2 protein-coding genes are annotated in these 1,964 nt (G+C 35.1%); both read right to left on the reverse strand.

All coding sequences use genetic code 11. The annotated features are described in order from the left end of the window. Window positions 1-376: 376 nt before the first annotated feature. Window positions 377-1,219 (reverse strand): YihY/virulence factor BrkB family protein, encoded by an 843-nt coding sequence (locus tag RZN25_18275; GenBank protein MEQ6378750.1) that lies wholly within the window; start codon window positions 1,217-1,219, stop codon window positions 377-379. Window positions 1,220-1,262: 43 nt separating this feature from the next. Next, entirely contained in the window at window positions 1,263-1,541 is a 279-nt protein-coding gene (locus tag RZN25_18280; protein MEQ6378751.1) for a YtxH domain-containing protein, read from the reverse strand. Between the last annotated feature and the right edge of the window lie 423 nt (window positions 1,542-1,964).

Consider the following 1,964-nt stretch of genomic DNA (forward strand, 5'->3'; position numbering starts at 1 on the left):
CAAGAAAAGCACTTGTTTCTGCGAAGAAGCTCTAAGTAACTTTCTTAGTGCGATTACTCGGGGTAAAAACTGAGATGATGACTCAATGAAGCTTATTCGCTGAAGCTAGACAGATTTTAAAATAGGGAATCCCATTTTTCACTCCACCTTCCAAATTCTGATGATAGTATATAAAAACATCCGAGGTCAAGTTCGCTCGGATGTTTTTGTGTATCAGGCTGATTTAATGATAATTATTCTTCTTATTTTGGCTACCACTTGTTTTATGTTTAGGTCCATCTGTCTTTTGGTTCTTATTTTTCTTGTTGTGCTTTTTCCCTGGCATATCACTCATCCTCCTTGCTTTTAGTATGAGAAGGATTCGTTGAGTTATTCTTTAACCAACCGGCGTGTAGGTTCCATTTTTTCGGTATTCCTTAATCATTGCATTGAGTTCCCCGCCAATGATAATAATCATCCCTGATAAATAAAACCAAATCATAAGAATAATGACCCCCCCCAAACTACCATAAGTAGCAGAAAAATTGCTGAAGTGATCTATATAATAAGCAAAAGCTAAGGATACGATCTGCCATCCAATAGTTGCAAACGTTGCTCCTACAAGAACTTCCTTGATATTAATATGGTTGTTCGGAGCAATCACATAAAGGGCTGTAAGTACAATTAAAAGGATAATGGTTGAAATAACCCACCTTAATGTATTCCATACCCTTAAAAATCCCTCGGATAGTCCTACAAAAGAAAATAAGAATACACCTATGGTTTTTCCAAAAACCGGTAACAGTAAGGCTATGGCGATAACCAAAATCATGGCTATTGTTAATACGATGGCAACAAGTCTGGCCACTATAAAGGAACGGTTCTCCCCTACGTCATATGCATGGTTAAAAGATCTAATTAGTGCATTAATCCCATTAGAAGCCGACCACAATGTACCAACAATCCCGATCGAGAGTAATCCTGTATTTTGATTATTAAGTAGTTCTCCTAAATTCTCATCTATAAGCTCTAAGGTTTGAGGTGGTGCGAATTGATCTATTAATCCAAAAAGACTTTCCTGGTTTATAGGCAAATATCCGAGTAAAGTTATTAAAAATACAAGAAAAGGGAAAAGTGATAATAAGAGAAAATAAGATAATTGCGCCGCCAAAGCAGGGATTTCATGCTGCGTAAAACGCCGAAATAATTCTTTTGTAAAATCAATCGATTGTTTCACCATTAACCATCTCCATTTCTCACATATCCTATGAACATTTTTTCTTTTAATCCTTCTTTTGTTCCTCTATATTTTCAATACTTTCTAGCACATATTGAATCTGGTCCATCACATAAATAAGGTCATTGGCATGATTGGACATGGAAGTATGATACTTTTGATTTAATAGTTCAAGGGTATACGAGGGATGCTGAACATATTGTTTCATCTTTCGGCTAGTGCTTTCTACACCATGAACAACCTCATTTCTAGTCTCCCTATCAAATAAAGTAATTCCAGCACCCACAACTGTACCTATTAACGCACCAGTCCAAAGCTTGTTCATTCCCATTCTTCCTTCCTCCCTTTTTAATTATTATCCCACAAATTAAGCTTCCCATAATTAAATTTACCATATTACCAATTACTTCCCTAGTTAGAAGTATGTCAACTCCAATATAATTCCCCTTGAGTTAAATATGTTGTTTTTCCTCATGAACGTGCAGCAATACCCCACCTCAAATTTTAAGTAAAACAAGAAGAATAGATAAGGGATAAACTCCCATGAAAAATAAAACATTACATTTTTCATCCCTATTAGTGAAGTTGGCTGCCTGTTTATGTTGGATAAACTTTTACACATAAAATATTAGGGAAAATGTAATATAGTTAGATAGTTTAATAGAAAAAATTAACAAGAGTGAAGATTGTCTTTTCATATTGTTTAATGTAAGAGCCAACGGACAAAAATCCAAGACCCCTGATAATA

The organism is Bacillaceae bacterium S4-13-56 (assembly GCA_040191315.1).
Taxonomy (GTDB): Bacteria; Bacillota; Bacilli; order Bacillales; family JAWJLM01; genus JAWJLM01.

Coding starts and splice junctions, on each gene's coding strand:
- RZN25_18275 (MEQ6378750.1), bottom strand. CDS start 1,219: ATGGTGAAACAATCGATTGATTTTACAAAAGAATTATTTCGGCGTTTT.
- RZN25_18280 (MEQ6378751.1), bottom strand. CDS start 1,541: ATGAACAAGCTTTGGACTGGTGCGTTAATAGGTACAGTTGTGGGTGCT.